This window comes from Glycomyces sp. YM15, assembly GCF_016918015.1.
In the GTDB taxonomy this organism is placed as follows: Bacteria; Actinomycetota; Actinomycetes; order Mycobacteriales; family Micromonosporaceae; genus Glycomyces.
This window is the reverse complement of record NZ_JAERMK010000004.1, coordinates 137,609-155,885: the sequence shown is the minus strand read 5'-3', so window position 1 is coordinate 155,885 and position 18,277 is coordinate 137,609. Positions and strand designations below refer to the sequence as shown.

Annotated in this window: 19 protein-coding genes and 1 other RNA gene; 13 read left to right on the top strand and 7 right to left on the bottom strand. The window is 69.7% G+C overall.

Translation table 11 applies throughout. The annotated features are described in order from the left end of the window. The first annotated feature begins 22 nt into the window (after nt 1-22). The 7 genes from JHY01_RS06400 to JHY01_RS06370 all read left to right on the top strand — a co-directional run bounded on the left by JHY01_RS06400 (nt 23) and on the right by JHY01_RS06370 (nt 7,526). Nucleotides 23-1,687, top strand: a complete 1,665-nt coding sequence (locus tag JHY01_RS06400; RefSeq protein WP_205324778.1) for an ABC transporter substrate-binding protein — start codon at nt 23-25, stop codon at nt 1,685-1,687. 121 nt (nt 1,688-1,808) lie between these two features. Then, the gene (locus JHY01_RS06395; RefSeq protein ID WP_205324777.1) at nt 1,809-2,816 is read left to right on the top strand and encodes an ABC transporter permease; all 1,008 of its coding nucleotides are present in this window, start codon (nt 1,809-1,811) and stop codon (nt 2,814-2,816) included. After that, complete coding sequence (locus tag JHY01_RS06390; RefSeq protein ID WP_205324776.1) at nt 2,809-3,756, top strand: ABC transporter permease; 948 nt, start codon at nt 2,809-2,811, stop codon at nt 3,754-3,756. Before JHY01_RS06395 ends, JHY01_RS06390 begins: the two co-directional genes overlap by 8 nt. Before the next feature lie 7 nt (nt 3,757-3,763). After that, the gene (locus tag JHY01_RS06385; protein WP_205324775.1) at nt 3,764-4,801 is read left to right on the top strand and encodes an ABC transporter ATP-binding protein; all 1,038 of its coding nucleotides are present in this window, start codon (nt 3,764-3,766) and stop codon (nt 4,799-4,801) included. Beyond that, nucleotides 4,791-5,831, top strand: coding sequence for an ABC transporter ATP-binding protein (locus tag JHY01_RS06380; RefSeq protein ID WP_205324774.1), 1,041 nt, complete (start codon nt 4,791-4,793; stop codon nt 5,829-5,831). The genes JHY01_RS06385 and JHY01_RS06380 overlap by 11 nt, the downstream gene beginning before the upstream one ends. Before the next feature lie 135 nt (nt 5,832-5,966). Next, nucleotides 5,967-6,986, top strand: a complete 1,020-nt coding sequence (locus tag JHY01_RS06375) for a phosphotransferase (protein ID WP_205324773.1) — start codon at nt 5,967-5,969, stop codon at nt 6,984-6,986. 54 nt (nt 6,987-7,040) lie between these two features. After that, entirely contained in the window at nt 7,041-7,526 is a 486-nt protein-coding gene (locus JHY01_RS06370) for an NUDIX hydrolase (protein ID WP_205324772.1), read from the top strand. Nucleotides 7,527-7,537: 11 nt separating this feature from the next. Here the strand turns inward: JHY01_RS06370 and JHY01_RS06365 are convergent, their stop codons facing one another. The 3 genes from JHY01_RS06365 to JHY01_RS06355 all read right to left on the bottom strand — a co-directional run bounded on the left by JHY01_RS06365 (nt 7,538) and on the right by JHY01_RS06355 (nt 9,841). Beyond that, nucleotides 7,538-7,960, bottom strand: a complete 423-nt coding sequence (locus JHY01_RS06365) for a toxin-antitoxin system YwqK family antitoxin (RefSeq protein ID WP_205324771.1) — start codon at nt 7,958-7,960, stop codon at nt 7,538-7,540. Between the two features lie 78 nt (nt 7,961-8,038). After that, nucleotides 8,039-9,289 (bottom strand): hypothetical protein, encoded by a 1,251-nt coding sequence (locus JHY01_RS06360; protein WP_205324770.1) that lies wholly within the window; start codon nt 9,287-9,289, stop codon nt 8,039-8,041. A gap of 81 nt (nt 9,290-9,370) precedes the next feature. Then, nucleotides 9,371-9,841 (bottom strand): GNAT family N-acetyltransferase, encoded by a 471-nt coding sequence (locus JHY01_RS06355; RefSeq protein WP_205324769.1) that lies wholly within the window; start codon nt 9,839-9,841, stop codon nt 9,371-9,373. A gap of 48 nt (nt 9,842-9,889) precedes the next feature. Between JHY01_RS06355 and JHY01_RS06350 the strand changes: the two genes are divergently transcribed. After that, nucleotides 9,890-10,504 (top strand): TetR/AcrR family transcriptional regulator, encoded by a 615-nt coding sequence (locus tag JHY01_RS06350; protein WP_205324768.1) that lies wholly within the window; start codon nt 9,890-9,892, stop codon nt 10,502-10,504. Here JHY01_RS06350 and JHY01_RS06345 read toward each other — a convergent pair. Then, a complete protein-coding gene (locus tag JHY01_RS06345) occupies nt 10,489-11,094 on the bottom strand; it encodes a DUF4291 domain-containing protein (RefSeq protein WP_205324767.1) in 606 nt (201 codons plus the stop codon). The two genes, JHY01_RS06350 and JHY01_RS06345, sit on opposite strands and share 16 nt — an antisense overlap. A gap of 82 nt (nt 11,095-11,176) precedes the next feature. Next, entirely contained in the window at nt 11,177-12,292 is a 1,116-nt protein-coding gene (locus JHY01_RS06340) for an aminotransferase class V-fold PLP-dependent enzyme (RefSeq protein WP_205324766.1), read from the bottom strand. Between the two features lie 141 nt (nt 12,293-12,433). On the opposite strand from JHY01_RS06340, the gene JHY01_RS27635 reads away from it, so the two are divergent. From JHY01_RS27635 to JHY01_RS06325, 3 genes are all read left to right on the top strand, one after another. Beyond that, nucleotides 12,434-13,363: a cytochrome c oxidase subunit II gene (locus JHY01_RS27635; RefSeq protein ID WP_374199502.1), complete on the top strand. Its 930-nt coding sequence runs from the start codon at nt 12,434-12,436 to the stop codon at nt 13,361-13,363. An 11-nt stretch (nt 13,364-13,374) separates the two neighbouring features. Next, nucleotides 13,375-13,821, top strand: a complete 447-nt coding sequence (locus tag JHY01_RS06330) for a cytochrome c oxidase subunit 4 (RefSeq protein WP_205324764.1) — start codon at nt 13,375-13,377, stop codon at nt 13,819-13,821. 131 nt (nt 13,822-13,952) lie between these two features. Then, nucleotides 13,953-14,456 carry an NUDIX hydrolase gene (locus JHY01_RS06325; RefSeq protein WP_374199505.1) on the top strand — a complete coding sequence of 168 codons (504 nt, stop codon included), beginning with the start codon at nt 13,953-13,955 and terminating at the stop codon, nt 14,454-14,456. Here JHY01_RS06325 and JHY01_RS06320 read toward each other — a convergent pair. Beyond that, nucleotides 14,453-15,229: a protein phosphatase 2C domain-containing protein gene (locus JHY01_RS06320; RefSeq protein ID WP_240192458.1), complete on the bottom strand. Its 777-nt coding sequence runs from the start codon at nt 15,227-15,229 to the stop codon at nt 14,453-14,455. The genes JHY01_RS06325 and JHY01_RS06320 overlap by 4 nt on opposite strands. A gap of 26 nt (nt 15,230-15,255) precedes the next feature. Next, nucleotides 15,256-15,642: RNase P RNA component class A (gene rnpB, locus JHY01_RS06315), an RNA gene on the bottom strand. Between the two features lie 31 nt (nt 15,643-15,673). Here rnpB and JHY01_RS06310 point away from each other — a divergent pair. Together JHY01_RS06310 and JHY01_RS06305 are read left to right on the top strand one after the other, a co-directional pair. After that, the gene (locus tag JHY01_RS06310; protein WP_205324761.1) at nt 15,674-16,432 is read left to right on the top strand and encodes a sulfite exporter TauE/SafE family protein; all 759 of its coding nucleotides are present in this window, start codon (nt 15,674-15,676) and stop codon (nt 16,430-16,432) included. Between the two features lie 60 nt (nt 16,433-16,492). Next, complete coding sequence (locus JHY01_RS06305; protein ID WP_205324760.1) at nt 16,493-18,259, top strand: NAD+ synthase; 1,767 nt, start codon at nt 16,493-16,495, stop codon at nt 18,257-18,259. Nucleotides 18,260-18,277: the final 18 nt, after the last annotated feature.

The window sequence follows — 18,277 nt, the reverse complement described above, 5'->3', positions numbered from 1 at the left end:
CTCACACGCTCTGGAGACCCTGGTGAAACGAATCCGGACAGCGGCCGCCGTCTGCGCGGCGGCCGCACTCGCACTGACCGCATGCACAGGCGACCCGAACGACGTAGGAGACGGCGGCGGCGACGGCGGCGGCACCGTCGACATGCAGATCGGCGAAGTTCCGACCCTTGTGGTCAGCGACTGCGACGACTCGGAGTGCTACCGCATCGTCAAGAACATCTACGACGGCCTCGTGTACTACGACAACGAGACCGGCGAGCCGATCAACCTCGTGGCCGAAGCGATCACCAGTGAGGACAACCAGACCTGGACCATCACGATCAAGGAAGGTCTGCAGTTCCAGAACGGCGAGCCGGTGGACGCCGAGGCCTTCATCCGCTCCTGGAACAACACCGCCTACGGGCCCAACGTGGCCGGCCTCAACTACTTCTTCGGCCGCTTCCAGGGCTACGCCGAGATGAACCCCGCGCCGCTGCCCGAGGACCAGTGGGCCGACCCGGAGGTCCCCGAGTTCCCCGAACCCGAGGCCGACACCCTCTCCGGCGTCACCGCGATCGACGACCTCACCATCGAGGTCAAGCTCACCCAGCAGTTCAGCGGCTTCGCCACCATGCTCGGCTACGCGGCCTTCCTGCCGATGGCCGAGGAATGCCTCGCCGACCTCGAAGCCTGCATGTGGAACCCGATCGGCAACGGCCCCTTCATGCTCGAAGGCGAATACGACCCTGAGGCCGGTGCTTCCGCCGTCCGCTGGGAGGACTACGAGGGCGGGATGCCCGCCAAGATCGACAAGGTCAACTGGCACCCCTACCTCGGCGAGTCCGACTGCTGGAACGACTTCAAGACCGGTGACATCGACGTCTGCTCGCCCCGCGCGGCCGACTTCGAGACCGCGATGGCCGATCCGGAGCTCACCGAGCGCCTCGTGAGCCAGCCGGGCACCACGTTCACCGCGCTCGGGTTCCCGCTGTGGATGGAGGAATGGCAGGACGTCAACCTCCGCCGCGCCTTCTCCACCGCCATCGACCGCGAAGCCGTGCTCACCGTCATCGGCCAGGCCCGCGGCGTCCCCGCCGACGGCTTCATCCCCGAATCGATCTTCGGCGGCGGCACCGGCAGCTGCGAGTACTGCGAGTACGACCCCGAGGAGGCCAAGCGGCTCCTCGAGGAGGCCGGCGGCTGGCCCGAGGGCGAGGTCTTCGAGCTCTGGTACAACGAATCCGCCGACAACCAGACACTGTTCCGGGCCGTCGGCGACTCCATCAAGGAGACCCTCGGCATCGAGTACGAGCTCGTCCCGCTGGACTGGCCCGAGTTCCTGACCGCCCGCGACGAGCACACGGTCGAAGGCCCGTTCCGCTACGCGTGGGGACCGGACTACAACCTCAACGAGAACTTCCTGACGCCGGTCTACGGCGGCGGCGAGGCCATGAACGTCTTCGGTTACGCCAGCCCCGAGTTCGACGCCGCGATCCTCGCCGCCGACCAGGCGCCGACCCTCGAAGAGGCCGTCCCGCTCTACGCCGAGGCGGAGAAGCTCATCGCCGACGCCATGCCGGCCGCACCGGTCCTCTACTCCTCCGACAACGTGTTCTACAGCGAAGACGTCGAGAACGTCGTCCTCAACCCGATCTATGTCGCCCCCGGCGGCGACTGCGAGCTCCGTGAGATCACGGTAGTCCAGTAGCCGAACGGATTGCGGCACAGCCGAAGCGGGCCGGGTCCACACGAACGACGCCTCCGTCGTCCGTGGGACCCGCCCGCCCCGAACCCGGCCGTGCCGCCCCAATGGAACGGGAACAACTTCAATGGGACGCTACGTCATTCGCCGCCTGCTGCAGGCACTCCTGACACTGGGCCTGGTGCTCTTCCTGATGCACTGGCTGATGGCCCTCTCGGTCCAGGTCCGCGGGAACCCGGCCCGCCTCTTCTTCGGCGACCGCACGCCCAACGCCGCCGCACTGGCCCAGGTCGAAGCCATGTACAACCTCGACAACCCGTGCTATGAACGCACCGGCGACCCCTGCATCGCCCCGTTCATCGAACGGCTCCAGGCCTACGCCGCGGGCGACTTCGGCACCACCCTCCGCGGCAACCGGGACGTCGGCGAACTCCTCGCCATCTCCATCCCGAACACCTTGCGGCTCTTCGCCTTCTCCATCGTCACCCTCGTGGTGCTCGCGATGGTCTTCGGCTCCTGGGCCGCCCGCCACCGCAATCGCTTCCAAGACCACTTCGTGCGCGGCGGCACCATCCTCGTCGACTCGGTGCCGGTCTTCCTCATCATGCTGATCTACTCGTCGCTCATCGCCGTGCCCCTGACCCGCTGGGTCAGAGGCATATTCGGCGGCGACTCCGCCATAGGCCAGCTCTTCAGACCCACCTACGACGTCGACCATCCATGGATGACGATCATCATCCCGGGCCTGCTCCTCGGCACCGCCGGGCTCGCCAGCATGACCCGCCTCGTACGGGCCAGCCAGCTCGAGAACTACCACGCCGACTTCGTGCGCACCGCACACGCCAAGGGCCTCAGCAGAAGACGCGTCGCCAACGTCCACATCGTCCGCAACTCGCTCATCCCCGTGGTGACCGCGATCGGCTACAACTTCGCGTTCATCCTCACCGGGGCCGTCGTCACCGAGGGCATCATGCAGATCCCCGGCATGGGCCAACTGCTGTGGAACGCGCTGCTCGGCACCGAAGTCAGCATCGTGATCACCTCGTTCGTGGTCATCGCCGTCGTCGTGCTCGCCGTGAACCTCGTCGTGGACCTCATGTACGCCCTACTCGACCCGAGGATTCGCTATGCCTGACCGCACCGAACCCCTCCCCGAGCCCGTACCCGGCGCCGTCAAGAGCCCCGACGCCCCGCAGGCCTCGCTGTGGAAGGACGCCTTCCACCGCATGGTCCGCCGCGTCGACGTCATCATCGCGGCGCTCCTCATCCTCGTCGCGGTCGCCATGGCGCTCTTCCCGACCCTGTTCACCGACGCCGACCCGCGCAGCTGCTCCGGCCGCCTCGCCCGCCAGCGCCCCGACACCTGGTTCACCGGCGACCACCCGCTCGGCACCGACGCGTTCGGCTGCGACTTCGCCGCCAAACTCGTATACGGCACCAGGCCGACCCTGCTCCTCGCGGTCTCCGTGATCGTCCTCAGCGTCCTCATCGGACTCGTCATGGGGATCCTCTCGGGCTACTACGGCGGCTGGACCGACGCGGTGATCTCCCGCGCCCTCGAGGTGTTCATGGTCGTGCCGTTCCTCCTCGGCGCCCTGCTGCTCCTGGCCCTGTTCCGCGGGCGCAGCAGCTCCGAAGAGCTCATACCAGCGGTGGCCCCGGCGGCGCTCGCGCTGGCGGTGTTCGGGTGGATGGAGTTCGCCCGGTACGTGCGGGCGGCGACCATCGAGACGCGCAACCTCGACTACGTGGCGGCGGCGCGCTGCCTGGGCGCCCGGGACCGGCGGATCATGTTCCGCCACATCATGCCCAACGCGATCGTTCCGGTGACGGCGATCGTGCCGACCACCGTCGGCGGGATCATCGTCACCGAGTCGGTGCTGGCCGTCCTGGGCCTGGGCATCCGCCCGCCCGCGACGAGCTGGGGCATCCTGCTGGCCGAGGGCACGGGCTGGGCCGCCGGCGGGTACCTGTACCTGCTGCTGTGGCCGATGGCGTTCCTGCTCATCACCGTGTTCGCATTCGCGACCTTCGGCGACGCCCTGCGCGACGCCCTTGACCCGAAACTGAGGTGAGCGAGCGATGGTCACGCAAATCCGAGTCATCGGCGACACGCTGCCGGGCATCGACCAGAACCAGCCGCTGCTCGAAGTGGACGATCTGCACGTCGAGTTCCGGCTGCGCGGCGTCAGGATCCCTGCGGTGCGCGGGGCGAGCTTCACGCTCGAACTGGGCCGGACCCTCGCCATCGTGGGCGAATCCGGTTCCGGCAAGTCCGTGACGAGCCAGGCCGTCATGGGCATCCTCGACACGCCGCCCGCGCGGATCACCGCGGGGGAGGTGCGGCTGCAGGGCGTCGACCTCCTCAAACTCGACGCCGAGTCCCGCCGCGGCGTGCGCGCCAACCACATCGCGATGGTCTTCCAGGACGCCCTCTCGGCCCTCAACCCGGTGTGGTCGGTCGGTTTCCAGATCGGCGAGCTGTTCCGCGTGCACCGCGGGCTCAGCCGCGCCGAGGCGAAGGCGAAGGCGATCGAGCTCCTCGACCTCGTCGGCATCCCGGACGCGAAGCGCCGCGTCGGGCACTACCCGCACCAGTTCTCCGGCGGTATGCGCCAGCGCGTCATGATCGCGATGGCGCTCGCGCTCGACCCGGAGATCCTCATCGCCGACGAGCCGACCACCGCCCTCGACGTCACCGTCCAGGCCCAGATCATGCGGCTGCTCAAGGACATCCAGACCGAGCGGAACATGGGCCTGATCCTCATCACCCACGACCTCGGGGTGGTGGCTGACGTCGCCGACGAGGTCGCCGTCATGTACGCCGGGGAGGTGGTCGAGCGCGCGGGCATCCGCGACGCGTTCAAACGCCCGGCCCACCCCTACACGAAGTCCCTGCTGCGCTCGATCCCGCGCGTCGACACCGTCGGGCAGGAGCTCGAGGTCATCCGAGGGCTCCCGCCGAACCCGGCGAACCTGCCGAGCGGGTGCCCGTTCCATCCGCGCTGCTTCGCCGCCGAAGACGAATGCGTCACGGACGTGCCGCCCTGGCTCGAGCCGGCCGACGGGCACGGCAGCCGCTGCCATTTCGCCGAGGAGGTCTACGCCGATGAACGCTGAACTCGGCCAAGCGAACACGAGTACCGAGCCGGCCCTGGAAGCGAAGGACCTGGTCAAGCACTTCCCGATCCAGCGGGGCGTCGTCATCAAACGCACCGTGGGGCAGGTGCAGGCCGTCGACGGCGTGGACCTCAAGCTCTACCCGGGCAAGACCCTCGGCGTCGTGGGCGAATCGGGCTGCGGCAAGTCGACGCTCGCGAAGCTCCTGGTGGGCCTGGAAACCCCGACCTCAGGTTCGATCAAACTGCAGGGCAAGGAGATCGGTAATCTCTCGGCCCGCCGCATCCGGCCGTTCCGGCGGGACATCCAGCTGGTCTTCCAGGACCCGTACACCTCGCTCAATCCGCGGATGACCGTGGGCGACATCGTGGGCGAGCCGTTCGAGATCCACCCCGAGGTGATCCCGAAGCAGCAGCGCGCCGCCGAGGTCAAGGACCTGCTCGACATGGTCGGCCTCAGCCCCGACCACGTGAACCGCTACCCGCACCAGTTCTCCGGCGGGCAGCGCCAGCGCATCGGCATCGCCCGCGCGCTGGCGCTGCGCCCGCAGGTGCTCGTCTGCGACGAACCGGTGAGCGCCCTGGACGTATCGATCCAGGGGCAGGTCATCAATCTCCTCGAGCGCCTGCAGGACGAGCTCGGACTGGCGTACGTGTTCATCGCGCACGACCTCTCGGTGGTGCGCCACATCGCCGACGAGGTCGCGGTGATGTACCTCGGCAAGGTGGTCGAGCGCGGCACGGGCCGTGAGATCTACGACCACCCCCGGCACCCGTACACGCAGGCCCTGCTCTCGGCGGTGCCCGTGCCGGACCCGGACCTGCGGGGCCAGCGCGACGAGATCATCCTGCAGGGCGACGTCCCGTCCCCGATCAATCCGCCCTCGGGCTGCCGGTTCCGCACCCGTTGCTGGAAGGCCACGGACCACTGCGCGGAGGAGATGCCCTCGCTTGAGGTGGGGGACAAGGGAACGCACCCGACGGCCTGCTTCTACGCCGAGGAGCGGGATGTCACGCACGCCGTGAAATAATCGATCCCCGGCGGGGGGGGGGGGGGGGGGCCCCCCCCCCCCCCCCCCCCCCCCCCCCCCGCGACATCGATGTCGGCGGCTTCCGCGCTGCCAGTACTCGTGGCCGCGAAGCGGTCCCGGGTCTACCCTGCTCGGGTGCACCAGGACCCTTACCCCGCCGCCCCGACCGACCTCGACGCCCTGGCCTCCGCCTACCTGCTCGGCGGGCTCCGCGAGATCCGTCACCTCACGGACGGCCGCATGAACCGGAACTGGTACCTCGATTCCGACCGCGGCCGCTTCGCGCTCAAACACCTCACCGACCGCGACCCGGCCGCGGTCCGCCGCAACCTCGGCCTCCTCGAACGCCTTGCCGCTGGGGGCATCCCGGTCGCCGCGCCCGTCGCCGACAGCACCGGCGACCTGGTCCACGAGATCGAGGGCAACGCGTACTACCTCTGCGAATGGGTCGACGGCACTCACCCCGGCGCGGAGTTGTCCCTCGCCCAGGCCGGGCACATGGGCGCCGTGATCGCCCGCATCCATGACGCGCTCGCCGACCCCGACTCGGGTCTCCCCGCGCCCCAGCAGTCTCCGACGGACGTTTCCGATCCGGACGCGGCCCTCGCCGAGACCGGACGCTTTCTCGAACTCGCCGCCGAGCGCCCCTCTCAGAACGAGTTCGACCGCGCCGCCGTCCCGGTGCTCCAGCAGCGCCTCGACCTCATCGCCGCCAACGCTCACCTCCGCCCCGGCCCGGACGCGGCCACCGGCCCCGGCGGCTGGACGCACGGCGATTGCCAGAACTACAACCTCGTCTGGTCGGGCGGGCGCATCGGCGCCGTCATCGACTGGGACCGCGTCCGGGTCGGCTCCTACGCCGAGGAACTCGCCCGCACCGCGGCCTATCAGTTCTGCACGCCCGACGCCCGGATCGACCTGCCCAAGGTCGCCGCCTTCCTCGCCGGCTACCGAAGCGTCCGCCCGATCGACCCCGTAGACCTGGCGAGGGCTTCCCGCCTCCGCTGGTGGAAGATCCTGGCGCACTGCTGGCAACTCGACTTCCACTACGACCGCGACGACGCCGGGTGCGACGACCTGTTCTTCCGGGACCACCGGCTCATCACCTGGTGGACGGCGAACCTCGACGCGGTGGAGGCGGCCTTCCGCGCGTGACCACTGCCTCGAATTGCGGTTGCGATGTCGCCGGAGTCCGATACGTTCGGGCGCATGACGAACAGTGAAGCCCCGAGTCGGGCGCTCAGCGACCGCATCGCCGTCTCGGCCACGGTCGCGGGCGCGTTCATGACCGATGCCGAAGGCCGCGTGCTGCTGGTCAAGGCGACGTACCGGGACGAGTGGGGCTTCGCGGGCGGCTGGGTGGACCGCGGCGAGTCGCCCCACGAAGCCTGCGCCCGCGAGATCCGGGAGGAGATCGGCCTCGACCTGACGGTCGGCGACCTGCTCGTCCTCGACTGGCTGCCCGACCCCGGTTACGCCGGGCTGCCGATGACGTTCTACCTCTTCGATGCCGGCGTCGTCGCGGACCCTCGAGGCATCCGGCCCCGAGCCGGAGAGATCGAGGCGTTCGAGTTCCTCGCCCCCGCGGCCGCGATGGCGCGCTGCGGGGAGTTCAACCGTGCGAGGCTCGGCCTTGCGATGGAGGCGCGGCTGACCGGGAGGACGGCGTATCAGCCCTATCGCCAAGCGGCGTAAGGCGGCTGCGCTCACCTGCGGGGCTTGTGGCTCACGGACTTCTTGAGGGTGCCGTCGGGGTTGTAGTAGTGCCACTCGCCGACCTTCTTGTCCTGCTCGTAGCGCCCGCTGTCGATGAGGGCCCCGTCGGCGGTCCACCGTTCCCAGAGCCCTTCGCGCTTCTCGTGGTCGAAGTCGCCGCGCTGGAGGACCTGGCCGTTGGCGCGCCACCAGGTCCACTGGCCGTGCAGGAGGCCGTCGGCGTAGCCGCCTTCGGACCGGAGGCGGCCGTCCCTCGCATAGTGCCGCCAGATGCCCTCGCGCTGGTCCGCGACGTACTCGCCGACGACGAAGCCGCCGCGGGCGTCCTCCTCCGACCACAGCCCGGTCTTGCGGCCCTCGTCGTCGAGGCGGTTCTCGGCGTCCTCGGGTCGCGGCCTTTCCTGCCGTCCCATGCTCGACCTCCCGTCTGCTCGGTGGGCCGCCCGGCGGGCGGCCCACCGCTGAGCCTAGGCGCTCCGCGGGGCGGGCACTCAGGCTTCGAGGAGGTCCTGCGCGGTTTTCAGCGCCTCGCGGAGCCGGTCCTGGTAGGCGAACAGGTCCGTTTCGATCGCCTCGTACGACGCCAGCTCCTCCGCGTCCATCGCCGCGATGACCGCCTCGCGGTACCCGACCTCCTCCGAGCAGTCGCTGAAGGCGACGGCCATCTCGATCTCGTACGCCTTCTTGCCCTCGAAATCGCCGGGGAGGTCGGCGGGCGGGTCGGGGATCGTCACCTCGGGCGGTTCGAAGCCCTCCTCATAGCGCTCTTCGTGGTCCTCGCCCAGGTAGACCCGGTAGAAGTACTCGGACACCGGCAGCCAGCCGCCTTCCTGGAACTCCCATTCGCCGTGTCCGGCCTCGGCGACGCAGGTCAGGAACGCGGCCGACACGTCGGCGGTCGCCGCGTCGATCGACGCCTGGTCCGTCGGCGGGACCGGGGGCTCCTCGGGCCGGAACTTCCAGGTGAAGATCGCCAGCCCCTCCTCGACACCCTCGCCCAAGTCCTCTTCGATCAGCTGCGGCTCGCCGTACAGCGCCTCGATCGTCGCGAGTTCGCAGCCGCCCGGCTTCGGCGGGATGATCTCGAGGTCGCCTCCGATGGAGCCGTCGTCCTCGCGGTTCTGGATCTTGGAGAGCCGCTGCGAGACCTCCTCGTCAGACGCGTCGGGGTTGCGCAACTGCCAGGCGCGGTCCTCGTACGTCATCTTCTCCTCGCCCATGAACGCCGTGTACCAGGCGATCTTGTCCTCGGCGTCGAGCGCCTCGAACGCCGAGTTGTCCGGGTACTCCTCTTCGACCGGCTGGGGCTCCTCGGGGTACCGAAGCTCGTTGTACTCGGTGATCAGGTCGTCCGATTCCCCTGCCTGGTAGACCCACTGGCCGAAGCCCCATTGGGCGGCCAGGTCGGGCTCGGGGAGCCATTCGCTGAAGCTGTAGTAGTCCTCCTGGAGCCCGCCTTCATCGACACCGATCACCTGGAACTGGTACAGCGCCATCTCGTCGTGCACCGAGAACCCCTCGTTCTCGAGGCACGCGCGGGTGATGTCCGGTTCGATCTCATAGAGCTCCTTGAAGAGCCGGTCGTTCTCGTTCAGCAGCGCCACGAGGTCGACCTTCGTCTCCTCCGGCGGCTGCTCCCGCTCGGGCCCGCCCTCCGTGCAGGCGCCCAGGGCCGCAAGGGACGTCAGCATCGCGGCCGTTCCGGCCGCGGCTCTCAACGGTGTGATGGGGGACCGTCGCATCGGGGGTTCCTCTCGAGCGCAAAGGGGTGCAAGAGGAATACGCGGTAAACCGCGGCCGGGTTGCCCGCGGCGCAAGGATTTCTACGCGAGGGACTTCGCGTAGCAGACCGAGAGGTCCCAGTCGGCGTAGTGCCCGAAGCGGGGGATCCGGTGGTAGCCCTCGCGCTCGTAGAAGCGGATCGCGTCGGGCTGGGCGACGCCGGTCTCGAGTTTCACCGTGACCCAGCCACGTTCGCGGGCGGCGTCCTCCAGTGCGGCGAGCAGCGCCGGGGCCACGCCGGAGCCGCGCGACCCGGGGACGACGTACATGCGCTTGACCTCGGCCGACTCGGCGTCGAGTTCGCGGAGCGCACCGCACCCGATCGCCGCTCCGTCGGGGCCGAACGCCATGAGGAATACCGAGACGTCCTCGGCGGACGGCAGCGGACCGGGTTCGTGGTCGTCGCAGCCGTACCGCTCGTCGAGTTCGGCGCGCTGGCTCGTGCGGAGTGCGACGCCTTGCGGGTCTTCCCAGTCGCGGGCCTCGATGGTCCAGGTGGCGGTGGTCGGCATGGCGGGTCCTCGTCGTCGGGAGTGTCGTAACAGATGTTACGGTAACACTTGTTACGACAACGAGGGGAGCGGGCCATCGCACGCAGGGCGGATCACGGGGCGCAGCAGGAGCGCATCTCGAAGGCGGTCTGGAGCATCCTGGCGGGCAAGGGGATCGAGCACCTGACGATCCGCTCCGTCGCGGCCGAGGCGGGCTGCACCACCGGCCTGGTCATGCACCGGTTCCCCGGGCGCAAGGCACTGCTCGCCCACGCGCGCGACCTGCTGCACGCACGCACCCGAGTGCGCGTCGAACGCCTCGAAGCCGAGACCGGGACGCCGCGCGCGGCACTGCGCGCGATCCTCGCCCAGGGCATGGCGCTGAACGAGGACTCGGCGCAGGAAGCCCTGGTGTGGATGGGATTCCTCGCGGCCTCAGTGGGCGACGACGACCTGATCGCCCTGCACCGCAAGAACAACCGCGCCTGGCGCGACCGCGTCGAGCGCCTCGTGGCGGACGCCGCCCCGGACTGGGGGCCCGCCCGGGTCCGCGCCGCCGCCTTCGCCCTCGTCGGCGCCGCCGAAGGCGCGGCCCAACTCGCCTGCTTCGACCCCGAGTCCTACAGCGCCGAGACCCAGGAGGCGATGCTCGACTCCCTACTGGACGCTTACGGCCTCGCCTGATCCGAGGCGCCCGCGAACACGGCGAGCCGCGCCGTCAGCGGATACGCCCGTTCGACCGGCAGCAGTCGGCGGACCTCCTCGCCGCGCCCTGCCCGGGCCGCCGCACCGGCGCGCACGGCGAGATCGGTGACGTCCTCGATCGCGGTGATCCACTGGTCGACATACCGGTCCACCGCCTCGCCCGAGAGGCCGATCTGGATCGACCGGTGCTCCAGCCGCTCCAGACCAGGACCCCGCTCGGGGTCCCACTGGATCCGCACGGGCGACGCGGCGAGCCGGGCCTTCCAGGCCGCTACGGTCTCGCCCTCGGCCGGCCGGCTGCCGCACGAATGCGCCAGCGCCCACTCGAAGCCCTCCCGGGCGATCCGCACCGCGAGGACCCGCTCCTGACCGGGCTTCGAGGCCCAGCCGCAGCGGTACATCATCCACAGGAACGAAGGCTTGATCCAGGTCATGCGCTCGCGCTTGAACGGCGGTGCGAACCGCTGCGCGGCCAGCGCCGGTTCGGCGATCGCGGGGGAGTACGCCTGGTAGACGGTGATCGCGTCCGCGTCGAAGACGGCGCGGATCTGGCGTGAGGGGGCCGACATGGCCCGCATCCTGCCAGGAGCCGCCCGGCACGGCAATCCGATTCGCGCCGCCGGGGTCGCGACCGCACCGAGCCCCGGGCCGCTACCTCGACAGCCGCCGAATGCCCTCGACCAGGCCCGGCAGCACCTCCAGGAACCGGTCCACCTCGTCCTCCGTGGTCTCCCGGTGCAGCGACACCCGCACGTTCCCGTGACTGAGCACGCCCATCGCCTGCAGCACATGCGAAGGCCGCAACCGCGTCGACGCGCACGCCGAACCCGACGACACCGCGAACCCGGCCCGGTTCAACTCCGTCAGCAGCACCTCGCCGTCCACCCCGAGACAGGAGAACGTCACGATGTGCGGCAGCCGGTCCACCGGATCGCCCGGCAGCTCCACCTCCTGAATCGTCTCGGCGATGTGCTCCCTGATCCGCTCCGTCATCGCCCGCGCCCGCTTCGACAGCGCGTCACGCTCAGCGGTCACCGCACGCAGCGACGCCGCCGCCGCCACCGCCGCCGGCACGTCGATCTCGCCGATCGCCTCCCGGATCGAGGAGTCCTCCCCGGGGAACGGATTCCGCCAACGCGTCCCCTTGCGCACCACGAGGATCCCGGCCCCGGACAGCCCGCCCCACTTCCGGGCGCTGGCGGCCAGCACCGACCACCCCTCGGGTACGGGCTCCCACGGCAGGCTCGCGGCCGCGTCGCACACCAGCGGCACGCCGCCCGCGTTCGCCGCGATCTCGGCGATCGGCTGCCTGGTGCCGACCTCGTGGTTCGCGCTCTGCACGACCAGCACCGAGGCGTCCTCGACCCCGGCCAGAGGATCGGCGTCGACGCGCCCGAGCCGGTCCACCGGGACCGCCACCGCCGTCCCGCCCGACCGCTCGTGCCACGCTGCCGCGTGCAGCACCGACGAGTGCTCCACCGCGCTGTGCACCAGCGGCCCCGGCTCGCTCCGGGCCGCGATGACGCCGAGTACGCCAGCGTGTACGGCCTGTGTCCCACTCGATGTGAAAGTGACCTCATCAGGACTCACGCCCAAGGAGGCGGCCGCCGACCGGCGGGCGGCCTCCAGGAGCATCCGGGACCTCCGGCCCAATGTGTACAGTCGGCCGGGACCCGCCCAGCCCTCCGACAAAGCCGCAGCATAAGCATCGCGGGCCGCCGGATGGGGCGGCTGCGCGGTCGCGCCGTCGAAGTACGTGTCGGTCACCTGTCAAATGTAGAAGACATCTCGCCGCGAACCCAACCCCTTGCACTTCCGGGCCCGGGCCAAGCAGTAGGCTCTTGCCGTCAAGATCTGCGCCTTGCCGCCCGCCCGGCGGCGGACGCGGAGCCGAGCGCTGAGAAAGGCATGAGACAGGTGGTCGGAAAACCGTCCCGAGTACGTCGCGGCCGAGCCCGCCGCGCGATAGGTCTCACCGGGATCGCCGCGCTGCTCCCGATCGTGCTCGCGGGGTGCAGCCTTGACGACGCGTTCTACCTGGGCTGGCCGCGCACGCGCCCCACGACCCAGTCCGAGCAGATGTTCGATCTGTGGATCGGCTCCACGGTCGCCGCGCTCGCGGTCGGCGTCATCGTGTGGGGTCTGACCTTCTGGTGCATCGCCGCCTACAAGAAGAAGGACAGCGACACCGAGCTGCCCCGCCAGACCAAGTACAACCTGCCCGCCGAGCTCACCTTCACGGCGCTGCCGTTCGTGCTCATCGGCATCCTGTTCTACTACACGGTCATCGTGCAGGACAACGTCACCGAGATGAGCGACGAGCCCAGCAACTGCACGAACGTCACCGCGTTCAAGTGGAACTGGCAGTTCACCTACTCCGACGAGCAGTGCGAGCCGCTCATCGGCGCCGACGGCCAGCCCGTCACCGAGACCGGCGACTCGGACTACATCCCGATCATCGTGGTCCCCAACCAGGAGGACGTGCGCTTCGTCGGCAACGCCGAAGACGTCATCCACTCCTTCTGGGTCCCCGACCTGCTCTTCAAGCGCGACCTCATCCCGGGCTCGGACGCGCAGACCACCCGCTGGGAGGTCGACTTCGAGTCCGAGGGCACCTTCGTGGGCCGGTGCGCCGAGCTCTGCGGCGCCTACCACGCCTTCATGAACTTCGAGATGCGCGTGGTCTCGCCGGAGGACTACGAGACCTTCGTGAACGCCCGCGTCGAGGGCATGACCACGCCGGAAGCGCTTGAACTCATCGGCTTCACCGGCGACGACAGGTACGCGACCACCACCCACCCGTTCGACACCGACCAGGCCACTGGCGAAGCGAGCTAGGGGAGACCGCCATGAAGACCGAGAACCGCCTCTTTTTCATCGTGATGATCTCGATGTTCATCTTCGCGGCCATCTACGGATACGTCACCTGGATCAACGACAACCCGGCCTACGGCGTGCCGAACCAGGTCGAATGGGTCGGCACCGTCGCCCTCATCTTCTCCGGTCTGCTGACCGGCATGGTGTGGCTGGTGTTCTGGGTGATCTCCCGCCGCATCGACCCGCGCCCGGAGGACCGCCCCGACGGCGAGATCTCCGACGTCTCGGGCGAGGTCGGCTTCTTCAGCCCCGGCTCGTACTGGCCGCTGGGCCTGGCGCTCACCGCCGTGCTCGCCGGTGTGGGCGTCGTGTTCTGGCTCCCGTGGCTCATAACCGCGGGCGGCGTCGCGATCCTGTTCGCCGTGGGCGGCCTGACGTTCGAGTACTACACGGGCACGCGCAAGCTCGGCCCGCAGTAACACGCTCCGCACGACGGCCCGGCGCTTCGGCGCCGGGCCGTCGTCGTGTCCTCCCGCGCCCCAAGGGGTTCGCCACGCCACCCGCAGGCGCGATCGGACCTTCTGGGTAGGGTGTGGCGGTGACTCCCTCTGTGCAGCGCCGGAAGGCGCCGCTGCTGCGGCGCCTCGCCGGAGTGGTGTTCTACAACCTGCCGCACCCGATGCGGCGCCGGATCGTGCGGATCGCCACGCCCACGTACACGCTCGGCTCCGTCGTCCTCGTCATGGACGAGCCTCGCGAGCGCCTGCTCATGCTGCGCCAGCCACCCGGGAAGCGCTGGTCCCTCCCCGCGGGCCTGCTCAACCGCCTCGAGCAGCCCATCGAAGGGGCCCGCCGCGAACTCGCCGAGGAGACCGGCATCGAGGCCGAACTCGACGAGCTCGTCCCCGCGAACCCCTGCGCGGTCGTCCACACCTCCGGCCGCTGGGTCGACAACGTCTTCCACCTCGAACGCGACCCCGAGACCACCCAGATCCTCGTCGACGGCCACGAAGTCTGGGACGCCGGCTGGCACTCCGTCGACAACCTCCCCGAGATGACCCGCGCCACCGCGAAACTCCTGGCCCACTACGAACTCGGCCCGCTGGCGGACTAGAACCGCACGTGCACCCCGGTCGCGTCGTCATGCCGCTTCGCCTCCGGGTGGAGCCGTGTATCCCGCTCCCCGCACTCCCTGACGAGCTCGACCAGGCCCTCGACACCGCCGTCCGCGACCCGCTCGAACAACTCCGGCCACGAGTAGCCGTACCGGTCGACGAGCCGCGTCAACCCGTCGGTGCAGAGCAGTACCTCGCTCACCTCGCGCAACGCCAGCGACCCGCTGAGCGCCTGCGAAGCGGCCCTGGAATCGGCGGCCGCCACCCAGTACCCGTCCTCACGATTCCGCACCGACTCGACAAACGCGACCGGCCAGCGCCGCACCCCGCCCACCGACTCGGCCGGCACACCGGCGATTCGCGCCAACCGGTCGTCCGACCGGAACCCGACCCGGCCCTCGCGATCACGCCAGGCCACCGTGCAATCGCCGAGGAGCAGCCAACCGAGCCGATCCCCCTCACGCCGGACCATCCCCACCGTCGACCCCGGCGTCACGGGATTGCCCAGATCGCAGGTCCCGGCCGCACCGTGCGATTCGCCGGTCGCCGCGATCGCCTCCGCGAGCACCCGCCGCAACCCGTTCCCCACCACCCCGATCCGCCGCTCGACCGCAGCCCCGAGCCGCCGCACGTACCAGGGCACGTCATGAACGCAACCGTCGTCCGGATACCGGGTGATGCCATCGAGCACCACCGCCGACTCGGCCGAGACCACGAAATGATCCTCATTCGGGGCGCCACCGCCGGGCGAGGAGAACGCGGAGATCTGCATACGGCCATCCTGCCGTGCGGCAACTGGGAACGAGATGGCCGATACGCCGGGTTCTGTCGTTGAGCGGTCATCCATCTAGGCGCGCCATCGCTGACGCGCTCGAGCGGTCTACCCGCGAAGGCGCTCCTGCGAGCTCGGGCGGGCCGCCCTCGAACCTCCGCGCAGAGCCTCACGGCTCCTCTTGACCTTGCTCCGGGTGGGGTTTACCGAGCCGCCGCCGTCACCGACGGCGCTGGTGGTCTCTTACACCACCGTTTCACCCTTACCGGCCCGAAGACCGGCGGTCTGCTTTCTGTGGCACTGTCCCGCGGGTCGCCCCGGGTTGCCGTTAGCAACCACCCTGCCCTGTGGAGCCCGGACGTTCCTCGCCGGATGTGGTCTCCCGCATCCGCCGCGACCGCCTGGCCATCTCGTTCCAGCGCTCAAGCGTACGCTGCCTGAGTCATGAATCTGCTCCAGGTCTCCGCCCTGCTTCTCGCCGGCCTCGTCGGCGGCGGGCTCAACGCCGTTGCCGGAGGCGGCTCGCTCATCACCTACCCGACCCTGATGGCCGTGGGGGTGCCGCCGCTCCAGGCGAACGCCACCAACGGCATCGCGGTCGCACCCGCCTACGCGGCCGCCGCGGTCGGCTCACACGAGAACCTCCGCGGCCAGAAGCGCCGGGCGCTGATGCTCATCCCCACCGCGCTGGTCGCGTCGGTCTGCGGCGCGCTGCTGCTGCTGAACACGCCGCATTCGGTGTTCGAGTCGATCGTGCCGTTCCTGGTGCTGGCGGCGACGCTGCTCATGGCGATCGGCCCGTGGGTCAACCGGAGGGTGACCGAACTCAACGGCGGCCGCGCGCTCCATCCGGTGGTCCTCCACATCGGCGTGTTCGCCGGGTGCCTCTACGGTTCCTATTTCAACGCGGCCCTCGGCCTGATCCTCATGGCCGTGATCGCCATGGGCGTCTCCGAGACGCTCGGCCGCGTGGGCGCGCTGAAGAACTTCTGCACCATGCTCGTCGGCGTCGTCACCAGCGTCATGTACGGGGTCTGGGCCGACGTCGCGTGGGGGGCGATCGGCGTACTGGTGCCCGCGACGTTCATCGGCGGGTACATCGGCGCTCGGGTGTTCCAGCGGATTCCCGAACGGCCGCTGCGGATCGCGATCGTCGTCTACGGTCTCGTGCTCTCCGCGGTCCTGCTGGTCCGCTCACTCTGATCCAGACCACTTCCCGGAACTCCCGTGACGGGAGGACCGCGGGCGCGGAAGAATAGGCGTATGCCGACGCTCCGAATCGCACTCGCCCAGGACAACCCCATCGTGGGCGACCTCGACCACAACGCCGACCTCGTCCGCCGGGCCGCCTCCGCGGCCACGGCCGCCGGGGCGCACCTGCTCGCGACCGGCGAGCAGTCCCTCACCGGCTACCCGGTCGAGGACCTCGCGCTGCGCCACTCGTTCGTGGAAGCCAGCCGCGACCGCCTCGTCCGCCTCGCCGAAGAGATCGCCGCGGACGGGAACGGATCGCTGCCCGTCGCCGTCGGATATCTGGACGCGGACGGACCCATCGGTTCGACCACAGGTCACGGCATCCGCAATGCCTTGGCGCTGCTTCAGGACGGCAAGGTCCTGTTCCGCTACTACAAGCACCATCTTCCGAACTACGGGGTGTTCGATGAGGACCGTTGGTTCGTCGCGGGCCACGAACTGCACCTCGCGCGCATCGGCGGGGTCGACGTGGCGTTCACCGTGTGCGAGGACGTGTGGGGCGGCGTGCCGTTCACCGTCGCCGAAGAGGCCGGCGCGGGCCTCGTGGTCAACATCAACGCCTCGCCTTACGAACAGGGCAAGCACGAGCGGCGGCTCGCGGTCGTCAAGGAGCGGGCCGCCGGGCTGGGCGCGCCGATCGCGTACCTGAACACCGTGGGCGGCCAGGACGACCTGGTGTTCGACGGCGGTTCGATGATCTGCGCCGCCGACGGCACGATCCTCTCCAGCGCCAAGCGCTTCGCCTCGGAGCTGCTCGTCACCGATGTCGAATGCCCGGCCTCGTCCGGTCGCGACATCGCGAATCACTCCTCGTCGCTCATGAGCACCTCGCTCCACGTCCTCTCCGCCGAGCCGAAGGCCCTTGAGACGCGCATCGAGCCGTCGTTCGCGCCCGAGCTCAGCCGCCACGAGGAGGTCTGGGAGGCCCTGCGCCTCGGCCTGGCCGACTACGTGAACAAGAACGGCTTCCCGTCGGTGCTCATCGGCCTCTCCGGCGGCATCGACTCGGCGGTCACCGCCGTCCTCGCCCGCGACGCGATCGGCGGCGATCGCGTCTACACGGTCGCGAACCCGAGCCAGTTCTCGTCGCAGCACTCGCTCGACGACGCCGCCGACCTGGCGGCGCGCTGCGGCATCACCCACGTCGTGGAGCCGATCCAGCCGATCGTCGACGCGTACCTCTCGGAGATAGCCGTCTCGGGTCTCGCCCTGGAGAACCTGCAGGCCCGCGTGCGCGGCGTGATCTGGATGTCGCTGTCGAACCAGCACGGGCACCTGGTGCTCGCGGCGGGCAACAAGAGCGAGTACGCCGTGGGCTACTCGACGCTGTACGGCGACTCCTGCGGCGGCTTCGCGCCGATCAAGGACGTGCTGAAGACCCTCGTCTACGAGCTCGCGAACTGGCGCAACGAGAAGGCCCGCAGCCTCGGCGAGACCGAGCCGATCCCCGAGAACATCATCATGAAGCCGCCGAGCGCGGAGCTGCGGCCCGACCAGCTCGACTCCGATTCGCTGCCGGACTACGCGGTGCTCGACGGCATCCTCGTCGGCTATGTAGACGGCGACGCGGGACGCGAGGACCTCGTCGAGCAGGGCTACCCCGCCGAGGTCGTCGAGCGGATCGCCGGGCTGGTGGACCGCGCCGAGTACAAGCGCCGCCAGTCCGCTCCGGGCACGAAGATCACCGTGAAGTCGTTCGGCCGCGACCGGCGCCTGCCGATCACCAACCACTTCCGTGGGAAGCCCGGCCGTGGGAAGCGCAGCGGGGGCGCGTAGCCGTGCCGATTCGCGGCT

Coding starts and splice junctions, on each gene's coding strand:
- JHY01_RS06395 (WP_205324777.1), top strand. CDS start 1,809: ATGGGACGCTACGTCATTCGCCGCCTGCTGCAGGCACTCCTGACACTG.
- JHY01_RS06390 (WP_205324776.1), top strand. CDS start 2,809: ATGCCTGACCGCACCGAACCCCTCCCCGAGCCCGTACCCGGCGCCGTC.
- JHY01_RS06385 (WP_205324775.1), top strand. CDS start 3,764: ATGGTCACGCAAATCCGAGTCATCGGCGACACGCTGCCGGGCATCGAC.
- JHY01_RS06380 (WP_205324774.1), top strand. CDS start 4,791: ATGAACGCTGAACTCGGCCAAGCGAACACGAGTACCGAGCCGGCCCTG.
- JHY01_RS06370 (WP_205324772.1), top strand. CDS start 7,041: ATGACGAACAGTGAAGCCCCGAGTCGGGCGCTCAGCGACCGCATCGCC.
- JHY01_RS06365 (WP_205324771.1), bottom strand. CDS start 7,960: ATGGGACGGCAGGAAAGGCCGCGACCCGAGGACGCCGAGAACCGCCTC.
- JHY01_RS06360 (WP_205324770.1), bottom strand. CDS start 9,289: ATGCGACGGTCCCCCATCACACCGTTGAGAGCCGCGGCCGGAACGGCC.
- JHY01_RS06355 (WP_205324769.1), bottom strand. CDS start 9,841: ATGCCGACCACCGCCACCTGGACCATCGAGGCCCGCGACTGGGAAGAC.
- JHY01_RS06345 (WP_205324767.1), bottom strand. CDS start 11,094: ATGTCGGCCCCCTCACGCCAGATCCGCGCCGTCTTCGACGCGGACGCG.
- JHY01_RS27635 (WP_374199502.1), top strand. CDS start 12,434: ATGAGACAGGTGGTCGGAAAACCGTCCCGAGTACGTCGCGGCCGAGCC.
- JHY01_RS06330 (WP_205324764.1), top strand. CDS start 13,375: ATGAAGACCGAGAACCGCCTCTTTTTCATCGTGATGATCTCGATGTTC.
- JHY01_RS06320 (WP_240192458.1), bottom strand. CDS start 15,229: ATGCAGATCTCCGCGTTCTCCTCGCCCGGCGGTGGCGCCCCGAATGAG.
- JHY01_RS06310 (WP_205324761.1), top strand. CDS start 15,674: ATGAATCTGCTCCAGGTCTCCGCCCTGCTTCTCGCCGGCCTCGTCGGC.
- JHY01_RS06305 (WP_205324760.1), top strand. CDS start 16,493: ATGCCGACGCTCCGAATCGCACTCGCCCAGGACAACCCCATCGTGGGC.